Origin of the sequence: Pararhizobium capsulatum DSM 1112 (genome assembly GCF_030814475.1) — a bacterium.
Taxonomy (GTDB): Bacteria; Pseudomonadota; Alphaproteobacteria; order Rhizobiales; family Rhizobiaceae; genus Pararhizobium; species Pararhizobium capsulatum.
Genome location: NZ_JAUSVF010000002.1, coordinates 649,559 through 671,095, shown reverse-complemented (window position 1 = coordinate 671,095; position 21,537 = coordinate 649,559). Strand labels below are relative to the sequence as shown.

At 59.7% G+C, this 21,537-nt stretch carries 21 protein-coding genes; 8 read left to right on the top strand and 13 right to left on the bottom strand.

Features of this window, described 5'->3' with window-relative positions; genetic code table 11:
- Nucleotide 1: 1 nt before the first annotated feature.
- Nucleotides 2-907 (bottom strand): 5-dehydro-4-deoxyglucarate dehydratase, encoded by a 906-nt coding sequence (gene kdgD / locus QO002_RS23500; protein ID WP_307234362.1) that lies wholly within the window; start codon nucleotides 905-907, stop codon nucleotides 2-4.
- Nucleotides 908-977: 70 nt separating this feature from the next.
- The gene (locus QO002_RS23495; RefSeq protein ID WP_307234360.1) at nucleotides 978-1,721 is read right to left on the bottom strand and encodes a FadR/GntR family transcriptional regulator; all 744 of its coding nucleotides are present in this window, start codon (nucleotides 1,719-1,721) and stop codon (nucleotides 978-980) included.
- Nucleotides 1,722-1,890: 169 nt separating this feature from the next.
- Between QO002_RS23495 and QO002_RS23490 the strand changes: the two genes are divergently transcribed.
- A complete protein-coding gene (locus QO002_RS23490) occupies nucleotides 1,891-2,688 on the top strand; it encodes an NAD-dependent epimerase/dehydratase family protein (protein WP_307234358.1) in 798 nt (265 codons plus the stop codon).
- A gap of 46 nt (nucleotides 2,689-2,734) precedes the next feature.
- Here QO002_RS23490 and QO002_RS23485 read toward each other — a convergent pair whose 3' ends face one another.
- Nucleotides 2,735-3,661, bottom strand: coding sequence for a helix-turn-helix transcriptional regulator (locus QO002_RS23485; protein WP_307234356.1), 927 nt, complete (start codon nucleotides 3,659-3,661; stop codon nucleotides 2,735-2,737).
- Between the two features lie 465 nt (nucleotides 3,662-4,126).
- Between QO002_RS23485 and QO002_RS23480 the strand changes: the two genes are divergently transcribed.
- Complete coding sequence (locus QO002_RS23480; protein WP_307234354.1) at nucleotides 4,127-5,038, top strand: AraC family transcriptional regulator; 912 nt, start codon at nucleotides 4,127-4,129, stop codon at nucleotides 5,036-5,038.
- Between the two features lies 1 nt (nucleotide 5,039).
- Here QO002_RS23480 and QO002_RS23475 read toward each other — a convergent pair whose 3' ends face one another.
- From QO002_RS23475 to QO002_RS23450, 6 genes are all read right to left on the bottom strand, one after another.
- On the bottom strand, nucleotides 5,040-6,656 hold the full coding sequence (locus QO002_RS23475; RefSeq protein ID WP_307235053.1) for an MFS transporter: 1,617 nt from the start codon (nucleotides 6,654-6,656) through the stop codon (nucleotides 5,040-5,042).
- A gap of 118 nt (nucleotides 6,657-6,774) precedes the next feature.
- Nucleotides 6,775-7,611, bottom strand: coding sequence for an alpha/beta fold hydrolase (locus QO002_RS23470; protein ID WP_307235051.1), 837 nt, complete (start codon nucleotides 7,609-7,611; stop codon nucleotides 6,775-6,777).
- A 152-nt stretch (nucleotides 7,612-7,763) separates the two neighbouring features.
- Nucleotides 7,764-8,198, bottom strand: coding sequence for a DoxX family protein (locus QO002_RS23465; protein WP_307234352.1), 435 nt, complete (start codon nucleotides 8,196-8,198; stop codon nucleotides 7,764-7,766).
- A gap of 11 nt (nucleotides 8,199-8,209) precedes the next feature.
- Nucleotides 8,210-10,192, bottom strand: a complete 1,983-nt coding sequence (locus tag QO002_RS23460; protein WP_307234350.1) for an amidohydrolase — start codon at nucleotides 10,190-10,192, stop codon at nucleotides 8,210-8,212.
- Nucleotides 10,192-10,467, bottom strand: a complete 276-nt coding sequence (locus QO002_RS23455) for a XapX domain-containing protein (protein ID WP_307234349.1) — start codon at nucleotides 10,465-10,467, stop codon at nucleotides 10,192-10,194. Before QO002_RS23455 ends, QO002_RS23460 begins: the two co-directional genes overlap by 1 nt.
- Nucleotides 10,468-10,533: 66 nt before the next feature.
- The gene (locus tag QO002_RS23450; RefSeq protein ID WP_307235049.1) at nucleotides 10,534-11,181 is read right to left on the bottom strand and encodes a hydrolase; all 648 of its coding nucleotides are present in this window, start codon (nucleotides 11,179-11,181) and stop codon (nucleotides 10,534-10,536) included.
- A gap of 349 nt (nucleotides 11,182-11,530) precedes the next feature.
- Here QO002_RS23450 and QO002_RS23445 point away from each other — a divergent pair, with 349 nt between their 5' ends.
- The 6 genes from QO002_RS23445 to QO002_RS23420 all read left to right on the top strand — a co-directional run bounded on the left by QO002_RS23445 (nucleotide 11,531) and on the right by QO002_RS23420 (nucleotide 16,226).
- Nucleotides 11,531-11,785 (top strand): hypothetical protein, encoded by a 255-nt coding sequence (locus tag QO002_RS23445; RefSeq protein ID WP_307234347.1) that lies wholly within the window; start codon nucleotides 11,531-11,533, stop codon nucleotides 11,783-11,785.
- A 155-nt stretch (nucleotides 11,786-11,940) separates the two neighbouring features.
- On the top strand, nucleotides 11,941-12,087 hold the full coding sequence (locus tag QO002_RS23440) for a DUF1127 domain-containing protein (RefSeq protein ID WP_307234344.1): 147 nt from the start codon (nucleotides 11,941-11,943) through the stop codon (nucleotides 12,085-12,087).
- Between the two features lie 473 nt (nucleotides 12,088-12,560).
- Nucleotides 12,561-13,514 (top strand): DUF1403 family protein, encoded by a 954-nt coding sequence (locus tag QO002_RS23435; RefSeq protein ID WP_370878570.1) that lies wholly within the window; start codon nucleotides 12,561-12,563, stop codon nucleotides 13,512-13,514.
- A gap of 2 nt (nucleotides 13,515-13,516) precedes the next feature.
- A complete protein-coding gene (gene scpB, locus QO002_RS23430) occupies nucleotides 13,517-14,212 on the top strand; it encodes an SMC-Scp complex subunit ScpB (protein WP_307234340.1) in 696 nt (231 codons plus the stop codon).
- Nucleotides 14,213-14,598: 386 nt separating this feature from the next.
- On the top strand, nucleotides 14,599-15,921 hold the full coding sequence (locus tag QO002_RS23425) for a type II toxin-antitoxin system HipA family toxin (protein WP_307234338.1): 1,323 nt from the start codon (nucleotides 14,599-14,601) through the stop codon (nucleotides 15,919-15,921).
- A gap of 17 nt (nucleotides 15,922-15,938) precedes the next feature.
- Nucleotides 15,939-16,226 carry a helix-turn-helix transcriptional regulator gene (locus QO002_RS23420; protein ID WP_307234336.1) on the top strand — a complete coding sequence of 96 codons (288 nt, stop codon included), beginning with the start codon at nucleotides 15,939-15,941 and terminating at the stop codon, nucleotides 16,224-16,226.
- 265 nt (nucleotides 16,227-16,491) lie between these two features.
- Here the strand turns inward: QO002_RS23420 and pepT are convergent, their stop codons facing one another.
- The 4 genes from pepT to QO002_RS23400 form a co-directional block, all read right to left on the bottom strand.
- Nucleotides 16,492-17,724: a peptidase T gene (gene pepT / locus QO002_RS23415; protein WP_307234334.1), complete on the bottom strand. Its 1,233-nt coding sequence runs from the start codon at nucleotides 17,722-17,724 to the stop codon at nucleotides 16,492-16,494.
- 90 nt (nucleotides 17,725-17,814) lie between these two features.
- Complete coding sequence (locus QO002_RS23410; RefSeq protein ID WP_307235047.1) at nucleotides 17,815-18,321, bottom strand: regulatory protein RecX; 507 nt, start codon at nucleotides 18,319-18,321, stop codon at nucleotides 17,815-17,817.
- Between the two features lie 191 nt (nucleotides 18,322-18,512).
- On the bottom strand, nucleotides 18,513-19,589 hold the full coding sequence (locus tag QO002_RS23405; RefSeq protein ID WP_307234332.1) for an ABC transporter ATP-binding protein: 1,077 nt from the start codon (nucleotides 19,587-19,589) through the stop codon (nucleotides 18,513-18,515).
- A 1-nt stretch (nucleotide 19,590) separates the two neighbouring features.
- Nucleotides 19,591-21,519, bottom strand: coding sequence for a glycoside hydrolase family 127 protein (locus tag QO002_RS23400; protein WP_307234330.1), 1,929 nt, complete (start codon nucleotides 21,517-21,519; stop codon nucleotides 19,591-19,593).
- Nucleotides 21,520-21,537: the final 18 nt, after the last annotated feature.

The window sequence follows — 21,537 nt, the reverse complement described above, 5'->3', positions numbered from 1 at the left end:
GTCAGCGCTTCCAGGGAGCGATGAGCTTTTCGAGGATTGCTTCTTCTTCCAATGTCAGGTCGTCTAGCGGCGGACGAACCTTGCCGGCGGCGAAGCCTTGCAGGCGCACGCCTGCCTTGACCGCGGAGACGGCATAACCTTTGCGGCGGGCGCGCAACGCCATGAAGGGATAGAAGAAATCCCTCAGGATTTCCTCGCAACGCGCTCGGTTGCCACCGCGCAGGGCCGCGTAGAATTCAACCGCAAGCCCAGGCACGAAGTTGAAGACGGCGGACGAATAGGTGGTGAAGCCGGCGCCAAGATAGGCTTCAGCAAAGAGTTCGGCCGTCGGCATGCCGCCAAGATAGGTGAGGCGGTCGCCCATGGTGGCGGTGATCTGGCGGATGAGGCCGATATCGCCGGTGCCGTCCTTGAAGCCGACAAGGTTCGGGCATTCGTCGCAGAGGCGCTTCAGCGTATCGACGCCGATAATCGAGTTGTCGCGGTTGTAGACCATGACGCCAATGCCGACAGACTGGCAGACGCGCTTGATATGGACATAAAGCCCTTCCTGCGGCGCATCGATCAGGTAGTGTGGCAGGAGCAGGATGCCATCGGCGCCAGCCTTCTCCACCGAGCGAGCAATCTCGACGGCCACTTCGGTGCCGTAGCCACAACCGGAAACGATGGCAGTCTTGCCAGATGCTTCCTTGGCGGCCTTGACGACGGCAGGAATTTCGCCGGGTGCCAGCGAGAAGAACTCGCCCGTTCCTCCGGCTGCAAACAGCACGGGTGCATCGAAGCTCGACAGCCATTCGACATGGCGCTTGTAGCTTTCGGGCGCGAATTTCCCCTCAGCGTCGAAATGGGTGACAGGAAAGGACAACAGGCCAGCGCCGAGCGTGGCCTTGATTTCTTGCGGCGTCATTTATGATTTTCCTCCGTCTGCCTCCTCAGGCAAACTTGTCGTACATGTATGATGAGATTGAGTCAAGCACTCATCGTACATGTTGACGCTGTTCGCGTAAAAGCGCGCGATACCGTGCCTGGCTGCCGCGCAGATGCCGTCGCATGGCGTCCCGCGCACCGTCTTCATCGCCTGCGGAAATGGCGGAAACGATATCCGCGTGCTCGTCGTCCAGCATGCGGATATAGGCCTGCTGATCGGCTTCCTTGTCATCGTTGCGGAGTGCTGCGCGGGGAATGACATTCTGGCCGATCATCGCCAGGAACTCGCGGAAGCGCGGATTGTTGGTGGCTTCAGCAATCGCCAGATGCAGCGCAAAATCCGCTTCCGCGCTCGAAACGCCGGCGTTAAGACAGGCGCGCACCGCATAGTGGCGTTCAATGATGACCTCTTCCTGGGCGGGGGAGCGGCGAAGCGCTGCAAGGCCGGCAGCCTCGACTTCTACAGCGGTTCTAAGCTCCAGAAGCTCGATCATCGAGGAAACCCGGGCCGGATCGATATCCTGCAGGGAAAGGGAAGGTGCAGGGGCGGCCGTCGGTTCCAGTACAAAGACGCCGGCACCCTGGCGCGCCTCTACGAGCCGATCGGCGCGGAGTGCTGCGATTGCTTCGCGCACGACGGTGCGGCTCACACCATGGGCTTGCGAGAGGCGGGATTCACTCGGCAATTTCGTGCCGGGCGGAAACTGGCCAGCAGCGATCGCGCGGCGCAACGTATCGCCGAGCCGCATCGTCAACGTACCGGATGGCGCTTCCTGCTTGGCTTGAACGCTCATGGGCCTCCCTCTCGGCATCCGCGCGTGTGTTGCGTGACTATGCGCCACGTCCGTGCCGGACCTGTTTTCAAGCTATATGCCACTTATTGACGGTGGTTTGTCAACCTGTATGATGAGTTTGAGCATGGGGCATTCGCGTTGTGCCCTGCGAAGAGTGGAGGAATTGACTTTGAAACGTTTGCTGATCACAGGGGCCGCAGGCGGCCTCGGCCGTGCCATGCGACCACGCCTGGGTAAGCTGGCAGAAATCGTGCGGGTATCCGATATTGCCGATCTCGGCGCGGCCGCCGCCCATGAGGAAGTGGTGCAATGCGATCTCGGAGATGCCAATGCCGTCGACCGTCTGGTGGAAGGGTGCGACGCGATCCTGCATCTCGGCGGCATCTCGGTCGAGGACAAGTTCTCGAAGATCCTGAACGCCAATTTGCTCGGGCTCTACAATCTCTATGAGGCCGCGCGCGCCCATGGCCAGCCGCGCATCCTGTTTGCAAGCTCCAATCATACAGTCGGTTTCTATCGCCAGGACCAGCATATCGATACGACCGCGCCGATGCGGCCGGATGGTCTGTATGGCGTCTCCAAATGTTTCGGCGAGGCCTTGGCGCGCATGTATTTCGAGAAGTTCGGCCAGGAGACGGCACTGGTGCGGATCGGTAGCTGCATGGAGCGGCCAAGCAATCACCGCATGCTGTCGACCTGGATGTCCTATGACGATTTCGAATCCATGATCGATTGCGTCTTCCGAGTGCCAATGCTCGGATGCCCGATCATCTGGGGCATCTCCGACAATGACAGCCGATGGTGGGACAATTCCGCCGCCGCCTTTTTGGGGTGGAGACCCAAGGACAATGCCGAGCGCTTCCGTGCCGAGCTCGATGTATCACTAGGACGACAGGCGGCAGATTCTCCGCTTTCCGTCTACCAGGGTGGGATGTTCGTAAGGGACCCGATCTTTGAGGACGGGTGATCAATTCGCAGCTGGCTGAGCGATGCCATGGCACCGGTCATCGCACTCAGAGGAGGGCGCCGCGACGCCAATTCCCCGGCGTGGCGCCGATGATATTGGCGAAAACGCGGGTGAAGTGGCTTTGGTCGGCAAAGCCGCAGGCAATCGCCACCTCAGCCAATGGCATTTCAGGCTGCTGCAACATTTCGCAGGCGCGGCGGATGCGCTCGTTCAGCAGCCATTGATAGGGTGTCTGGCCCGTGGTCTCGCGAAAAGCCTTGATGAAATAGCCGCGTGATAGCCTGCAGGCACCTGCGACCTCCGAGATTGAAATATTCCCGTCGAGATTTTCTAGCAGAATGTTTTTCGCCAAGCTTTCGTGGGAACGGGAAAGCTTTCGGCTCCGGGCACCGAGCGCGGGGTGCTTGCCACCATACTGATGTACCAGATAGGTGCCGATGGCCGTTGCCATCTGGTCGATGAAAAGCGCACTTGCCTCTTCCGGCCGCTCGAAGGCCGGGATCAGGGCGCGGGCAAGATTGGCAAGGACCGGATCCTTGCTGCCGGTCATTCCCGAAAGGCCGTTGATCTCACCGGAAAAGCCGTTGACGCTGCCGAGATCGGCTTCTTCCGCGATCCTGGTCAGCGCCTTCGGTGATATTTCCAGCAGCAGGAAATCGAATGGGCCGCTAAGATCAGCCCGGTAATCCTCGGCAAGATTACGGATGTAGATCGAGTTTTCCTCGAACTGGTGATCGACCGCGTGATGTTCGTGGAAAATGCGCCGCGAATGGCCGCCTTGGGTGGAAATTCCGACCAGAAAGCCGCGGTCGCTGGCGGATGTTTCGACCTGTTCGAGACGCAGGTCGAGCGTACCCTTCCGAAACAGCTTCAGATTACCGCCGCTAAGCGTCTGATCCTTGTATAACTTGCTGAAAGGGCAGCCAAAACTGTCGCGAGACGATGCTGGCCCTTTAGTCGATACCGTCACCATGAATGCAGCCTTTCTGTATCGGAAAACCGAGCAGGGCGATCCTAGTGGAAGTACGTTTTTTATCAATAGCGCGGCGCCGCACCGAATTTTGAATGGTAGCGTCGTGGGACCTTGAGCAACGGCTCGGGAATAGGCGGGTGGTGATGGATTTCAGGTGGCTTACATCTCGAAAAAACGCCCGGTTTTCGACAATCACAGGCTTTATCTTCAATCGTTTCGCACCAGCGCGTCATAAAGTTGAATTTTACGATCGCAGAGGGGCAGTATGCCGACATTTGTCACGGGAGTCGGAGAACAGGGCGCGATTGAATATTTCCGCCCCAGATCGTCGTTCCTGAAGGTCGAACCGTCGCCCAGGTCTCTGCGATTGTGGATGCGGCGGCACGTGGTAGCGCGCGCGTGCGGGCATATTCGGATTAACGTTGCTCTCCGGTCCGAGGGCAACGGGAGGAACAGGCAGAGCAGATGCAGATGAATGAAATGAGCGGCCCCGGCGATCGCATCGCGGCATGTTTCGGCGTCAAGCAGGCGAGGACATTGACAACGACTCCGCTTCACACGGCAAAACTTTCTATCACCCACCTTGCGGGAAAGGTCCAGGAGGGCGGTCGGAGCGTTACGCTTCCTGCGGACGACGCCTTTCTGGTGATGCTTTATCTGGTCGATGTTCGTCACTGCGATATTCTCCCCGATGCTTCGACGACCCTGATCAAGACATATCCGAAGGGCTCGATCTGCCTTATCAGCCTCAAGCACGGCGCCGCGATCTGCATCCGCAGCGATTTCGACGCTCTGGCTTTTCATATTCCTAGCAGCCTGCTCGACGAGGTAACCGATGAAGCAGGCGAGCCGCTTCTCGAAGGCCTGCTCACCTGTCGCGGTGTGGACGATCCTGTCATCAGCAATCTGGGCGCAGCGCTTCTGCCGATGTTCGATGCAGCCGATGCCTTCGCCACGCCTCTGGTGGCGCAGGTCAGTCTGGCCTTTAACGCCCATATCGCCCATCGCTACGGATGTCTTCCCGGGCGCAACAGGATAAACGGAAAAACGCTCTCATTCGTCCAGGAAAAGCGCGCCAAGGACTTCATGATCGCCAATTTCCAACGGGACCTATCGTTGGCCGAGGTCGCCCTTGCGAGCGGGCTTGCCGAGGAGGATTTTGTCGATGGTTTCGAGGCGAGCACCGGGCACGACCCGATGTCCTGGCTGCTTGCCTACCGCATCGACCGGGCAAAGGATCTCCTAAGCGGTACAGGCCTGCACCCCGATTATATCGCCAGAAAATGCGGCTTCATCGACGAGCATCACATGTCGGAGATCTTCTCCCGCGAGATCAACATCACCGCGTCAGCCTGGCGCTTGCGCGATCGGCATTGAGCTAGCGGGTTCCGCTCCGATGCCTGTGACGATGTTCGATGGTCAAGAAATGCCGGACGACAGGCTTGTCCGGGCCGATATGGTAACGAACGACCTCCTGCTGCAGATCGGCATCGGCCTTTGACACACGCCTGTGCTGGCGCAGGTGCTCCGCCCAGGATTCGACCATGAACCATTCGACGATCTTTTCAGGATCGGCGGAATCCTCCGTCATGCCCCAGCCATACGCGCCGTCGCGGCGACGCTCTTCCGAAAGGCGGGTAAGAGCGTCGAGGAAGGCGCCCCTGCTTTCGCGGGCGATACGATATTCGATCAGGATCAGGACCGGGCCGCGGTCATGTTCGACCGGTTCGGCTACGAGCGGCTCGGGCCAATGGTTTGACGGCACGAGGTCTGCATCGCCGCTCGGAAGCTTGATACGGTGAAGGACGAGCGCGACAATTAGAAGCCCAGCGCCGCTGACCAGGAGCGCGATCGGCACACCGATCTCCTGTGCGATCGCGCCCCAGCCGAGACTACCGGCCGTCATGGCACCGTTGAAGACGGTGAGATAGACGGCGAGTGCGCGCCCCCGCACCCAATTTGGCAGAATGGACTGCGCTGCACCATTGAAGGTCGTCAAAGCGGTGATCCAGGCGCCGCCGAGCAGCAATAGGACGAGGATCGCCAGCCATTGTGGCGGGGCCAAAGCAAGTGATGCCATGACGATCGCGGTGATGATCGCCGAGCCCAGAAGCAGCGCATCCGAATCGAAGCGCTCCCGAAGCTGCGGCATGACGATTGCGCCGAGAATGGCCCCGGCGCCAACAGCGCCCAGAAGGATGCCGTAGAAGCCGGCATCGCCACCCAGCAGATTGCGGGCAACGAGCGGCAGCATCGCCCAGACGGCGCTGGAGAAGATGAAGAAAACCGCGGCGCGCATCAGCACGATATGAAGCGGGCGGCTTGCCCTGGTGTAGCGCAGGCCAGCCCGGAAGGCCCCCATAAAGCGCTCCGACAGCGCATCGTCAGCATCCTTGGCGCGCGGCCACCAAAGCAGGGCAGAGACAACGAAGACATAGCTGATGACATCAACACCATAGGTCAACGCCGCGCCGAATGCGGCGAGCAGCAAGCCGCCGGCCGCCGGGCCGATCGAACGGGCGATGTTGATGCCGAGAGAATTGAGGGCGACGGCACTCTTGATATCTTTCTTAGGCACGAGTTCCGGCACGATGGCCTGCCAGGTCGGCCCCATCAGCGCCGCCCCGATACCGCCAACGAAGGTCAGGCCGACGAGCAGGCTGATCGTCAGCATCCCGCTATAGGACAGGATCATCAGGGAGATGCTGACGCTGGCGAGAAGCAGCTGGATCGCGATCAGGAATTTGCGGCGGTCGAGAATGTCCGAGAGCACGCCGGCCGGAATGGCGAGTAGGAAGATCGGCAGCGTGCCCGCCGCCTGGATTAGCGAGACCGCCGCTGGCGAGGCTGAAAGATCGGTGACCAGCCAGGAGCTTGCGACATCGCGCATGAAGCTACCGGTATTGCCAAGCACGGTTGCTGCCCACAGCACGGCGAAGACGGTCTGGCGAAGTGGCGCAAATCCGCTTGACGACGTTTTCGTTGGCGGTGTCAGCGTAGGCTCAGGATCGGCGTGTTGATGGGTCAATACAGGTCTCCGACGGCTGCCTGCCGTCCCATGTCTTAAAGAGGCGCCGCCGCGGGCGAGTGTGCTTCCGCGGCGGCGTTGAAAATCAGGCCTTGATGAAGGCCAGAAGATCGGCGTTCAAGACATCGGCATTGATGGTCAGCATGCCATGCCCGAACTTCGGATAGGTTTTCAGCGTGCCGTTCTTCAGAAGCTTGATCGATTTGAGAGCCGCGTCGGCGATCGGCACGATCTGATCGTCTTCACCATGCAGAACGAGCGTTGGAACGGAAATTGCCTTCAGGTCTTCCGTCTGATCGGTTTCCGAGAAGGCCTTGATCCCGTCGTAGTGGGCCTTGGCGCTACCCATCATGCCCTGACGCCACCAATTCTGGATCACACCCTCCTGTATCGTGGCACCCTCGCGGTTGAAGCCGTAAAACGGACCGCTCGGCACGTCGCGGAAGAACTGCGCGCGGTTTGCTGCGAGCGCAGAGCGGAAGCCATCGAACACTTCGATCGGAAGACCTTCCGGATTGGCGTCGGTCTTGAGCATCAATGGCGGGACGGCGGAGACCAGAACGGCCTTTCCAACGCGGCCGGAAGGTTCGCCGTGCTTGGCGACATAACGAGCGACTTCGCCGCCACCGGTGGAGTGGCCGATGTGGACGGCATTCTTGAGATCAAGCGCTTCGGCCACAGCGAAGGCGTCGGCCGCATAGTGATCCATATCATGGCCTTCGGAGACCTGAGACGAACGACCATGGCCGCGACGGTCGGCGGCAATAACTCGGTAGCCCTTCGAGAGGAAGAACAGCATCTGGCCATCCCAATCGTCGGCGCTCAGCGGCCAGCCGTGATGGAACATGATTGGCTGCGCGTCTTTCGGACCCCAGTCCTTGTAGAAAATATCAACGCCGTCCTTGGTGGTTACGAAGCTCATGCGGGGTTCTCCTTTTTGTGGGGTTGCAGAGACCTGAGCCTCTACGGTGGAAACGGGAATTGCAACAACGGCGGCAAGCGCTGCACCGGCAAGAAGCACGTCGCGGCGCGTCAAGGCGAGATCTAAGGGACGGGCAGATGACATGATTGCTCCTATCGTTGGTCGGGGGAAGTGAGATCGACCCAGGCGACGATGAAAAATCCGCCGACGAGGCCGAGGTGCTCAAAAAAGGCATTCGTTGCCATGAAGCGTTCCTGTCCCGGCGCCATCTCCCAGAACCGCAGGGCAACGAAGGTCGCCATGACGGTGAAGCCCGCCAGTCCCAAAGCGCCAAGCCAGCGGAAGAAGCCAGTCAGGATCATTGCCGAAGCGGCGAGTTCGAAGGCGATGACCAGAACTGCGAAGACCGGGGCGGGCGAGAGCCCGAAATGGTTCATCTCGCCGATCGCGGACTGAAAATCGAACAGTTTCATCAGGCTGCCCTGGAGATAGGCAGCGCAAAGCCCGAGCAAGGCCAGCCAGTAAAGGACGGCCGGGCGGACGATCGGTCGGGCGGTATCAGCAAATTTCCGTTCAAACTCGGTCATGACAACTCTCCTCACACGGCCCAGCAGGCGCAGCCAAGCGCACCCCAGAAGCCCTTGAGATCGGAGATCGGCAACTTGCTCGACCAGGCGGTGGCGTGATCATGGTTGTGGACATTGCAGCTGTTGGCGCAGCCGCAGAGCGACGCCGCTTTCATGCGCAGCGAGTTCTTGCCAGCGCCCTGTGGCTCGCCCCAGCCTGCGTACCCACCGAAGGTACGTACCGGCGACCAGTCCGGCATGGCTGGCGGAACGGGATTGTCATCGAGATCGGCAAAGTCACCGGCCCCCCAGACGATCTTGCCGCCCACCATCGTCAGCTCGGAGCTTACATGGCTGATTTCGTCCTCGGGGCAGGAGAAAAAGTCGCGATCGGGAATGACCAGGTCGGCCAGCTGGCCCTTCTCGATCCTGCCCTTCTTGCCTTCCTCGTTGGAAAACCATGTGACGTTCTCGGTCCACATCCTCAGCGCCGTTTCCCGGTCGAGGCAGTTGCGCTCGGGATAGAGACGCATGCCGCCGAGCGTGCGACCCGTGATCATCCAGGACAGCGAAACCCACGGGTTATAGGAGGCGACGCGGGTGGCATCCGTGCCAGCCGAGACCTTGGCGCCCTTGTTGAGCATCCGGGCGATGGGCGGGGTGGCTTCAGCAGCACCTGCGCCGTAGCGCTCGACGAAATATTCGCCCTGAAACGCCATGCGGTGCTGTACCGCGACACCGCCGCCGAGCGCCGCGATCCGGTCGATCGACTTGTCGGAAATGGTTTCGGCGTGGTCGAAGAACCAGTTGAGGCCGGAGAGCGAGGTATCCTTGTCGACCTTCTCGAACACATCGAGGGCGCGGGAGATGGTTTCGTCATAGGTGGCGTGCATGCGCCAGGGCCAGCGGTTTTCCGCAAGCACCCGTACCACGCCCTCCAGATCGTCCTCCATCTCGGCGGGCATATCCGGCCGCGGCTGGCGGAAATCCTCGAAATCGGCAGCCGAAAACACCAGCATTTCACCGGCTCCGTTGTGGCGGAAATAATCGTCGCCCTGCTTGTATTTCGAGGTTGCCGTCCAGTTGAGGAAGTCGCTCTTCTCTTCTTTCGGCTTCTGGGTGAAAAGGTTGTAGGCGAGGCGGATGGTCATCTGGCCTTCGTCGGAAAGCTTCTGGATGACCGCATAATCCTCGGGATAGTTCTGGAAGCCGCCCCCGGCATCGATCGCGCCGGTCACGCCGAGGCGGTTGAGCTCGCGCATGAAATGGCGGGTGGAGTTGACCTGATAGTCGAAGGGCAGCTTCGGACCCTTTGCAAGCGTCGCGTAGAGAATGGCAGCATTCGGCTTGGCAAGCAGCATGCCGGTCGGGTTGCCATTGGCATCGCGGGTAATCTCGCCGCCATGCGGCTCAGGCGTGTTCCGGTCGTAGCCGACGGCGCGAAGAGCTGCACCATTGAGCAGGGCGCGGTCGTAGAGATGTAGCAGGAAGACCGGTGTATCGGGGGCAATGGCATTGATTTCATCAATGGTCGGCAGGCGCTTTTCGACAAACTGGTGTTCAGTGAAGCCGCCGACCACGCGCACCCATTGCGGCGGCGGGGTAATCGCCACCTGTCGCTTCAGCATGTCCATGGCGTCGGCCAACGAACGGATGCCGTCCCAGCGCAATTCCATGTTGAAGTTCAGGCCACCCCGGATGATGTGCAGATGGTTGTCGATGAGGCCAGGCAGGGCGCGACGGCCCTTGAGATCGACTACCTTTGTCGTGTCCGATTTCAGCGGGACAACCTCTTCATCGCGCCCGACGGCAAGGAACGTCCCATCCTTGATGGCAACGGCTGTTGCGGTCGGATTGGTGCGATCGAGGGTCGTGAAACGGCCATTGTGGAGAATGAGATCAGGGGTCATCGTGCTGGCTCCGGTAATCGGATCATTGGCAAGGGCCGGCGAAAACAGGCCGGGTAGAGCGAGACTGGAGGCGGCGGCTCCAAGGAAACTGCGGCGGGTCGGCATCACCCCTTACTCCGCTCGGAGGACGTATCGTCCTGTGGCTTGGAGGCCTTTGGCAGGTGGCCGAACATATGCGGCTTCACCTGCTGCAGCCAGGAGACTGCCACGGGTTCCTTGTTCCAGAAGTGCTTGATCAGGGGCGGGATCTGCTCGCCGACGAGAATGCCCAGGAGCCCGATAAGCGCGACAATCGGCGGCGCCGGAGAGCGGACGTTGAGGAGGCCATAGATCACCCCGACCAAGAGGCCGACGGTCAGCGAAAGAATGTAGATCTTCATCGGAAACCTCACCTGCAACAAAAACGGAAACAGCGGCGGAAACCTCCGCCGCTGTCGTGGGGACGCTCAGCCTTCGTGAGCACCGAACATGGTCTTGGCGTAGATGATGCCGAGACCATACGCGCCGCCGAACTTCTTGGCGATCCCGGTGGTCATGTCGTAGGTCTCCGTGCGGGCCCAGTCGCGCTGCAGTTCCAGGATGTATTGCAGCGACGTCATCGGCTGGGCGCCGGCCTGAACCATGCGGTCCATGGCGCGGTTGTGTGCCTCGTCGGAAACGTCGCCACAGGCATCGGCGATGACATAGACCTCAAAACCCTGATAGATCGCCGAAAGCGCCGGACCAACGATGCAGACACCGGTCCAAAGGCCCGCGAGCACGATGCGCGTTTTACCGATGCGGTTCACTTCATCGATGACCGCGGCATCTTCCCACGTGTTCATCGACGTGCGGTCGAGCAGTTTCTGGCCGGGAAATGCCAGGGTAATTTCCTCGAACATCGGGCCGGAAAAGCTCTTTTCAGCAACCGTGGTCAGGATGGTCGAGACCCCGAAGCCGGCTGCGGCGTGCGAGACCAGAGCCGCGTTGTTGCGCAGGTTGACTGCATCGATCGATTTGGTCGCAAAGGACATCTGCGACTGGAAGTCGATCATGATCAGGGTATGGTCCTTCGGCGTAAGAAGCTTCGGGCCTGGCGTGGGCGTTGCTTTGATAGACATGAGTTCTCTCTGCGATGATGGTGCGGCGCTATTGATCACGAGGGAAGATTGCGCAGAGCAGGGGGGCAGGTCTTGTCACAAAGGAGGCACTTTTGGACAAAATGCCTTCCGTGTTGTGCCGGCCCTAAAATCACCGGGTTGGCGAGGTATGAGAACTGCAGCGCCTTCTCGCTGCATTTGTCGTCGAAGGGTGCAGGATTAGGAAGGTCTGGGGCAAGATTCGCCCCTTATGATCAGCTTACTGCACCGCAAGGTGTGTAGTGCCGGTATTTCGCTCTGGTGACCGAACCCATCCTGGAGCAATCGCCGTTTATTGCGCGTTATGCGCAACAAGAGGGTTCAAATGCACGCTTCCTTTCAGTCCGATCTTCCGCTCGAAGCTGACGATCTCCATCTTCTACAGAGGTTCCTCGAAGCGTGGTGCGCCGAAAACGGTGCGGATATCCGCAGCGAAGAAGCAAATCAGGTCGCCGTTGGCCTGATCTCTTGGTACCAGTCGGGCGTCAGCGATCGCACGCAGCTGCGGCATATGTTCATGAATGACCATGCCTTGCCGGAGCGAATCGATGCCCTGCTGAAGGAATTGGCCTTCCTTTAGGTGATTCTTTTACGCGACCCTTGCATTGCGTGCATGGGTGACCTGACGCTTTGGCGCTGTTTGTTCGACGTTCAACCGATTATATTCCCCTCATGAAAACGACGGGAGCGCACAGGGTGCTGACGTCGGGACTGCCTCAGGAAAGGGGATTTATCATGAACGTAACACGTGCACTGAACAACTGGCGCAAGTATCGTCAGACGATTAGCGAACTCGGCCGGATGACCAACCGCGAACTGCAGGACCTCGGTATCGACCGGGCAGACATCCGCAGCGTGGCTCGCGCCTCGATCGCTCGTTAATACCAGCACCTCTCAATGCTGTTGCAGACGCCCGCTGTTTCGCGGGCGTTTTTGCGTTCTGGGGGCTGAAACCCCGGTGCCGCACGGGAAACCAAAGCCTGCCTACAAGATCTGCGTTTTGTGCATAGCTGCACTGCAACATAATGCCTATCAAATAAGCGCCGTCAGTGTATGATGATTTTTATCGAAGCAATGCACCTCCTCCCGCAGAGCTTCGTGTTTCAGACGCCCCGCTCCTCCTCCCAGGGGTGTCTGTAGGAGCGGCGGCACTCCTCCTCCCAGTCGCTGCTCGGTTCTTTTGGAAAAGCCTGCCGCACCTCCTCCCGCGGCGGGCTTTTTCGTTTCTGGAGGCTTCCCTGTCGATTTGAGCGAAGCGGCGGGGGCGTTTGAAGCATGTCCCGCAGTCATCAATATTCTGTGCGGTTTTACTAGAGATTGTAGGCGATAGCGCCCCGGTCATCTATGCTGCGCCGATGGAATCGCTTGTTTCCTCAAATTCATCCGCCGTGCCGCCGTCCTTGCTCATCCCTGGATGGGCCTTGCCGCGTGGTGGAGTGACCACCGAGGCCGACGCGGCCTTTGCCGCCGGCTGTGCGCTGGGTCTGCTGGATGGTCTTGTTCGCTCCGACCCTATCTGGGCCGGGTGCTGGCGCCAGCGTCTTACCCTGAAATGTGCCGTATCGGCCGTCAAGCTGCTCGGCTGGAACGAGGAAGAGGCCGCCCTGCGGGATGCGGTGCTTCTGACGTCACCGGGAGACAGTCCAGGACCCGCGGGCAGTGTGCTAGTGGCGTATCGACGACTTGCCGGCGGAACGCGGGTAATCGATACGAAAACCCTGCGCGAACTCTGCACGCTTCTGTCTGTGGGTTGGGATGAACTGCTCGCGGATATTCCAAGCCTTGTCGACGATCTGCTGCAGGCCAACAGGGCGGCTCCATTCATCGTTGCTGATCTTGCTACCCGGATTGTCACTCTCCGCCCCGACGCAGAGGTTTTGGCGTGGTGGCTTGCGGACTGGGTGCTGGCGCAGAAACTGCGATGGCCGCGCCCCGTGCCGTTGTTGATGGCGGAACGCTATGGGCCGGCCTTCCGCACGATTGGTGGGCGCGGGCGCATGCTCCCGGGGGATGACGGCTTTCACCGCGCCGTCTGCATCGCCTTGGCCCAAGGGACAAGCGAGGCCCTGCGCATGGCCGGCGAAATTGAGCGACGCGCCGATCATATGCTCAAAGTGTCTGGAAAGGTGCGGACCAAGGGCGCCTCCGCCGTGATCCGCCAGCTTCTCGATGACGATGCGGTGGTGGTTTCGGCACCGGGTACCAATCTGTCGCGATGGGCGAGCAGGCGGCTTTTCGAGCGGCTGGAAAGCCTGGGTGGCGTGCGTGAGCTCTCCGGCCGTCAAAGCTTTCGTATTTTTGGGCTGTAACGATGGCTGCACCCGGCACAGCGCGTATGGAAAACCGCAAGCGACAGCAGCGGGCAGACAGCGAAGTTCTTCTCGATCGTGATCTGGAAGATTTGCCGCCCGATCTGCGCTGGCGCGAATGGATGATGCGGGTCGAGGCGGTGATCTTTGCCTCCAGGGAGCCGGTCAGCCGCGAAGTGCTGGCGCGTGTAGTTGGTAAGGATTGTAGTATCGACCTTCTCGTGGACGACCTCCGGGAAGAGCTGCGCAATCGGCCTTACGACATTGTTTCGGTCGCGAGCGGCTGGCAGCATCGCACGCGTCTGGTTTATGGCCAGGCGATCCGCGCATCAGCTGCGCCGACCCGCCATATTTCCGCGAGCCTGTCGGATCACGAGGCGGCCGTCCTGATGACGGTTGGCTATTTCCAGCCGGTAACCCGAACGGAGCTCACGAAGATTTTCGGCAAGGAGGTCAGCCGCGACACAATGGCAGGCCTTCGCGAGGCCGGTTTTCTTGCCTCCGGCCCCCGCAGCCCCACGCCGGGAGCGCCCTACACCTTCGTGACGACCCCGCATTTCCTGGCATCCTTCGGTTTCGATACGCTGCGGGACCTGCCGAACATGGAAATGCTGGAAGATGCCGGCCTGCTCAGTAGGCATGACATGGCGCAGCCGGATGAGGTCGAGGATTCGACTTCGGATGAAATGGAAGAATGACAACTGCAATTCAAGCGCGATCAACTGGCATCCGAAAAGCGAAAGTTAGCAAGGCAATTGCGCTATGCCCAGCATTCGGCCCGGCTCACGAGCCTTTCAAAGCAATACGATTTCGGGATGGTCTTCTTCGCAGCAATCGGAGCTGTCTCGCTCATCCTGTTTACTGCAAGAGCGGGCCCGATGCTTGGTTGACGCCGGTGCTTGGCTTTTCAATGATGCTGTTTGCGTGTGGTAGTGAGCTGAGAGGCCTAAAGATGATCAGCCGGATCAGGTGCTTCCCTACCCGTTTCGGTAGCTGGCAGTTCAAGTGGCAGTTATTCAACCCACTTTGATGGGTTGAATAAATTGAAAAAATGCATTATTTGAACCATTGAAAGGGTCAATTAGTGCGCCTAACGCTTCAAACCCATTTTAATGGTGAGTGGCATCACGCCGCGACACTAGAACTCACGGACGATGCGGCCGGCTTTCAGAGCGCGTCGATCGTCGACTACGATCTCGATTATTTCGTCACGATGGCAGCGGCGGAATTTGCGGCCGGAAAGACGGTATGCAACCATCGCGCCTTGTCAGTCTGTTATCCTGTTGACCTCGAAAATCGATATAGCCGCAGCTGGCCGCCGTTCGTCTTGGATCTCATGCCCCAAGGCCATGCAAGGCGAAAGCTTGCCGATCACCTCGGCCTTGCTGAAGGCTCGCGCGCTTCCGATCTTCCGCTGCTTCTGCGATCGGCGACAGGTGGCATTGGCAATATCCGGATCAAGGAAGCAGCAGAGGCCGAGACGGAACGCCTGCGCGGTGTTGAGCGCCAAGGGGTTACAGAAGCGGAAATCCTTGAGCGGTCGGATCGTTTCATGGAAGTCGCCGATCGCTTTGGAATGCTCGCCTCCGGCTCCAGTGGCCTGCAAGGAGAATGGCCGAAGGTCTCCATGACCCAGGCGAATGACGGGCTATATTATCCTGACAGCTTTGTGACCGATGATGAGGCTCTGCGCCACGCCATCGTCAAGCTGGTACGCAGCAACGAGCCTGTAGACCGTCTGATTCTCGAAGGCGAAGCCCTTTATTCGCGGATCGCTCAAGAGATCGGTCTTGATGTCAACGAACCTTCGACCTATGCCGAGGGCGTCCTGATCATTCCCCGTTTCGACCGGAAGAAGGAAGAAGGCGGCGGAACCGTCCGGCTGGGCCAGGAAAGCCTGGTGTCAGCGATCGGCGTTGCTGATTTCGGCCATGTCGGCACCCATGAAGCCTATATCGACGTTCTGCGCCAATATTCGGCCGATCCCTTCGCGGACATCGTCGAATACCTGAAGCGCGACATCGCCAACCTCGCACTTGGCAATCCCGACAATCACGGCCGGAATTCCGCTCTCAGCAAGCATCAGGACGGCACGATCCGCCTGTCTCCGCTCTTTGATTTCGCACCAATGCGGCTCGCCAAAGAGGGAATCGTTCGTTCCACCCGCTGGGCCATGATGCGTGACGGTGGTCGCGATCATCTTCCCGACTGGAAACGGATTTGCGCCGAACTGATGCCTGATCCTGCAGAACAGAAAGCGCTCGCGGCTAAGCTTTCCGAGTTTGCCGAACCTCTGCGCCAAGCTCCGACCATGGCGAAAGACATGGGTGCGACCCCGGAGATTCTGGAGCGCGCAATGGGACGCTCCATTGAGATCGCGGATAGCGTTCTGGCGGCGTGCCAGTGATGCCGGAGGACAGCTAAATGGCTCGCTGGAAAAAACCCACGAAAGAAGAGATTCTCGAAAATCGGCGAACACTGGCGGAGCGCGCTCGAACCGGTGATCTAAGGCTGCCCGAAGCAGTTGCGGAGATCCGTAGGGGGTTTGGCATGACGCAGGAGGAATTCGCAAAGACGTTGTCACTTACAAGGCGCCAGATTGCGGAAGTCGAAGCTGGAACCGCAAATCCCACATTGGAAACGTTGGAGAAGATTGGTCGACTGTTCGGGTTTATGGTTGGGTTTGTGCCGAGAACAACGAAAAAAAATTAGCAGGACACATGAATCTTATGCGGTGAAGAACAGGTTACACCAATCTCCATTGTGACAATGCCTGCCGATTTTCAGAGAACTCCGCCCGCATTTAGAAAAATCTCAGATTTTCTTAATTCTTGTACTTCTTGTCGTCGAGCCCGTGAGCCACGAAAACGAGACAAACGGCTCGCCGCGTCTCGACGCGCGGCGAGCCTGGCCATCCGACATGGCCGAGGAGCGGGATTTTAAATTGGCCCCACGGAGTGACTTCACTTTTTAGGCATCAGCTGCGCTCTTCCCACACTCTCGCGAGCTCCACCAGGGTCGTTACAGCCTTTTCCATATCCTGTCGGCTCACCCATTCGAGCGGGGAGTGGAAGGCATGGCCGCCGGCGAAGACGTTGGCGCAGGGCAGGCCCATGAAGGATAAACGCGAGCCATCCGTGCCGCCGCGGATACTGCCGCGCACCGGTGTCATGCCGGCGCGTCGGATGGCTTCCAGCGCGTTTTCGATGATTTCCGGGTTGCGATCCAGAACCATCTTCATGTTGCGGTACTGTTCTTTCACCGTGAAAGAGAAGGTCGAACCGGGGAATTCAGTCATGACGCCCTCGACGATCCGGCGCAGCACTTCCTTCTCCTGTTTCAATCCCTCTTCATCGAAGGCGCGGACAATGTGGCTGATGCTAGCCTTTTCCATCGTGCCCTGAAGGTTCGTCGGATGCAGGAAACCTTCGCGACCCTCAGTCGTCTCGGGCGCCATATGCGGGGGCAGGCGGTCGATGATCCGGCTGGCGATCTTGATGGCATTCTCCATCCTGCCCTTGGCAAAGCCGGGATGAATGGCGACGCCCCAAATAACGATCTCGACGCCGTCTGCCGAAAAGCTTTCGTCCTCGATATGCCCGGCCGTTTCGCCATCGACCGTGTAGCCGAAGGCGGCGCCAAGCTTGGCGATATCAACCTTATCGACGCCCCTGCCGATTTCTTCGTCGGTCGTGAAGAGGATGCGGATCGTGCCGTGCGGAATTTCGGGGTGCGAAAGCAGGTAATCGGCAGCAGTTACGATCTCGGCGAGGCCGGCCTTGTCGTCAGCGCCAAGCAGCGTCGTTCCGTCCGTGGTGATGATGTCGTTGCCGATCTGGTCAGCGAGTGCCGGATGCTCGCTGCGGCGGATAACGAGATCGGTGTTGCCAACCAGACGGATATCATTGCCGTCATAGTTTTTGACGATCTGCGGCTTCACATCCGTTCCGGTGAAATCCGTGGCGGTATCCATATGCGAGCAGTAGCAGATGACCGGAACAGGCTTGTCGACATTGGAGGGAATGGTGCCGTAGACATAGCCGTGCTCATCGAGATGGGCGTCATTGACCCCGATCGCCAGCAGATCCGCCACGAGAACGCGGCCGAGATTTTTCTGTTTTTCCGTCGATGGCTGGGTCGGAGAAGCGGCATCCGACTGCGTATCGATAACGACATAGCGCAGGAAGCGATCGACGACTGTCTGGGTCATTCTGTTGAATCCATTCTCTGTTTCTGCGGATATTTATAACCGCTGCTGTTTCCGGCGGGAATGTGGTGGGGTCATTTTAAGAGCATTAGCCTATGGCATCTGCGACAAAATCTCTTCTGCCTCCTCGCGGGACATCGCCGAAACCCTCTTGACCAGTTCGAAGACGAAACCTTGCCGCACCATCGCGGCAAGCTCCTTCTGTCTGCGCGCATCATCGACTTCCGCGCGCCGAAATGGCCCGAAAGCCCGACGGCGGGAGAGTGCCACTGCAGCGGTCAGATCATCCGCCTCGGCCAGAGCTGCCTGAGTTGTTTCTTTGTCGATACCCTTTCGCGACAATGCACGGGCAATCATGCGCTGCGACTTGCCGCCGCGGACGGCTGATCGCGTCTTTGCCTGGGCAAAAGCATCGTCATCCAGCGCCCCGATCGAGTCGGCAAAAGCAACGGCCGTGGCGGCCAGCGTCTGTGCGTCTTCGACGCTGATGTCGTCAAATTTCTCGCGCGCCTTGCGCAGTACGGCATCATGAAGCTGCCGGCGGGACAGCATCTGGCGGCTCACCCTGTAGAGCGCGGAATTTTGCGCCCATTTCAACATGCGGGGTGTCAGGGTTTTGGGCTGTTCGGTATCGTCCACGCAAACCTCACTGGAGATCTGTGTTTTAGACAATACCAGCGTTGGCGCAACCCGATCTGACGACACAATGATAGTTAGCGTTGACGAATGTAGGGCGTTCTTTAGCGCGAATAGGCCGGATTTTTCAAAGCTCCCGACCCATTCATTGCAACTCACCGGAGCCTCAGTCCCGCGGTATCGAAGAAGCGCCGGTTGCCGAGATCACAGGCCAGTTCGACGACCTCGTCGTCCTTGACTGCGATCGGTGAACGATGCTCGGCAACAACCGCCTGTCCGTCCTCAAGCTGGCAATAGAGAAACTGGGTGCCGCCGAGATATTCGAAGAAATCGACTTTTGCGCGCAATGTTTCACTCGTTGCTGCCTGGGATACGCTCAGGTGTTCCGGGCGGATGCCGAAGGTGAGCTTTTCGCCCGACTTCATCGCCGTGGCGTGGAGCGGCGAGCTGATCTGGCGTCCGCCGACGCGTACCGAGCCGTCGCCCGCCCATTCCGCAGTCAGCAGGTTCATCCGGGGCGAGCCGATGAAACCGGCGACAAAAGCGTTTGCCGGGTTCTCGTAGACCTCGCGTGGGCTGCCGGTCTGCTCGATGCGGCCATCGCGCAAGACCACGATCATATCGGCAAGCGTCATCGCCTCCGTCTGGTCGTGGGTGACGTAGATCATTGTGTTGCCGAGCTCACGATGCAGCCGGGCGATCTCGATGCGCATTGAGACGCGCAGTTCCGCATCGAGATTAGAGAGCGGCTCGTCGAACAGGAACACGTCCGGCTTGCGCACGATCGCCCGTCCGATCGCCACGCGCTGCCGCTGGCCGCCGGAAAGCTGCCCCGGCCGCCGATCGAGCAGGTGATCAATCTTCAGGATGGCGGAGGCTGCCTTCACGCGGGTTTCAATTTCCGAAACAGGCGTGTTAGCCATCTTCAGCCCGAAGGCCAGATTGTCGCGCACACTCATATGCGGATAGAGTGCATAGGACTGGAACACCATGGCAATGCCGCGATTGGAGGGATCGAGATCGGTGACGTTGCGTCCCTTGATCTCGATCTCGCCGTCCGTGACTTCCTCAAGGCCCGCGATCATCCGAAGCAGCGTCGATTTTCCGCAGCCGGAGGGGCCGACGAACACCACGAAGGAACCCTCCGCGATCTTCAGGTCAATGCCATGGATGACCTCGAGGTTACCAAAGCTCTTGCGGATATCCGTCAGCAGAACACCGGTATCGGTCATCTCATTCCCCACTGGCTGCCCCCGTGCGAACCCAGACCAGCATTTCGCCCGGCGTCCGGTTGTCCCAGAAAGGATAGGGCACGAAGCGCGCCGTTGTCTCCTCCTGTTTCGGCGGCGATGTGCGGTAGAGCGCGGTTCCCCAATCGGCGGCATCGCGTTGTGCCGGCAGATCAAGCGCCACGGCACCGCGAAGTGCATCGACAGTGCTGGTCTTTGCCTTGCCGAGATCTCCGGTAAGCGTCAGCCGATTGAGGCCTTCGCCATTGTCGGTCGCCTCGACGCAATAGACGAGCGGGCCGCGCATCAGCGCGGTACGGCCGGCATCCTGTCGCACCAGCGGGTTGGCGAAGATCGCGCGCGGTGCAAGCGGAATCTCAAGGTCGATCGCGTCGCCGGATTTCCAGTCGCGTTCAATGCGGGCGTAGCCATCGATCGTCACCGATGCGATATCGATCGCCTCGCCATTGACCTTGAGCGTGGCTCCTTCAGCCCAGCCGGGGACGCGCAGTGTAATTGCAAAGCGTGCCGGCTTGTCGGCCTTTACGCCGAAATGGATAGCCCCTTCCCAGGGGTAGTTGGTCTTCTGGGAAAGCTCGATCTTCGCCCCGCCGATCTCGAAGCGCGCCTGGCTCTCGCCATAAAGGTGCACGGCGATCTCGTTGTCGGCGACGGCATACATATAGGAACCGATGGAGGCTAGAAGGCGAGCGATGTTTGGCGGGCAGCAGGGGCAATGATGCCAGACCCAGCGGTGGTGCTTGCCGCCGCTTTCAAGCGGGTTCTCATAAAAGAAGGTCTTACCGTCAAGCGAGAGGCCTGCCATCGCCCCATTGTAGAGCGCCTGCTCCATGATGTCGGCATAGCGCCGGTTGGGTCCTCTGCCGAGCATACGATTTGCCCAGAAGACCAGTCCGACGGAGGCGCAGGTTTCCGCGTAGGCGGTTTCGTTCGGCAGGTCGTAGTAGTCGGTAAAACCTTCGTTCGCCGCTGCCGGGCCGATGCCGCCGGTCACATACATCTGCTTGGTCGTCAGGTCGTCCCAGAGGGTTTCGAGCGCTGCCGTCAGGCTGTCGTCCTTGTATTCCGTGGCGATGTCGGCCATGCCGGCATAGAGATACATGGCGCGCACCGCGTGACCCACGACCTTGGTCTGCTCGCGCACCGGAACATGCGACTGGCCGTATTCGTAGGTCTTCTGGTGGAAGTCGGCGACATCGCGGCCATCGCGAAGGGCCTCGTCCGTGAAGAAATGCGGCTCGGTGCCACGCTCGTCGACGAAGAATTTCGACAGGTCCAGATACTTTTTCTCGCCGGTGACGCGGGCGAGCTTGACCAGCGCCAACTCGACTTCCTCATGGCCGCAATAGCCGGGCATCTGGCCCGGACCCCGGCCAAAGACCGTGATGAGGTAATCCGCATAGCGGCACATGATGTCGAGCAGCTTCTTCTTTCCGGTTGCCTGATAATAGGCGACGGCGCCCTCCATCAGGTGGCCGGCGCAATAGAGCTCGTGGTGGTCGCGCAGGTTGGTCCAGCGGCGCTCCGGCTGGACGCGCTGGAACCAGGCGTTGAGATAACCGTCCTCGTTCTGCAGCTTCTCATACAGATCGATGATCGCATCGACACGGGCTTCGAGTTCGGGGTTGGCGCGGCGATAAAGCGAGTAGGCAACGGTCTCGATCGACTTGCCGAGATCGCTGTCCCAGAACATCTGCGTCGTGCCGCCCCAGGGCTGGATCGGGATGATCACCCCCGGACTCGGGATGCTGGTGTCGATCGCCTTGACCATACCGGCCTCGACGCAGCGGTCGAGCAGTGTTGCGGCGGTGGAATCGCAGATGGCATCCTGGCGATCGCCGAACAGGCCCTGCACATCGACGCTGGGCACGGGGAGGGGGCGGAACTGGCGGTCTCTTTTCATCGTGTTCATATCCGTTCTTTCTTCAGA